General features: G+C 38.4%; 1 protein-coding gene. It reads left to right on the top strand.

Annotated elements, in window-relative coordinates; translation table 11 throughout:
- The coding region (locus ACPYOJ_RS34905; protein WP_481420314.1) for a sigma 54-interacting transcriptional regulator at positions 1 to 336 on the top strand (336 nt) is incomplete at both ends.

The following is a 336-nucleotide window of genomic DNA, read 5'->3' as shown; positions in this document are numbered from 1 at the left end:
ATTTCAGGGCATGCGGACATCGATTCTGCCGTTTCCTGCCTTAGAGATGGTGCGTACGATTTCATTTCAAAACCTATTGATATCAACCGGTTGATTACCAGTGTAAAAAATGCTTTAGCTAAAGAAACACTGAAGAAAGAGAATAAAAACCTTCAGACAGAAAATAAAACCTTAAAGAAAAAGGTAAGCAAAAAGTACCAAATGATCGGTGAATCTGCAGGTTTGAAAAAGATTCAGGATATGATCGAGAAAGTAGCCGTATCTGATGCAAGGGTTTTAATTACAGGACCAAACGGAGCAGGAAAAGAACTTGTTGCTCACGCTATTCACAACCAA

This window comes from Rhizobium sp. SVR5-9E, from assembly GCF_056755095.1.
The sequence above is the reverse complement of the archived record's forward strand: the minus strand, read 5'-3'. Positions and strand labels throughout refer to the sequence as shown.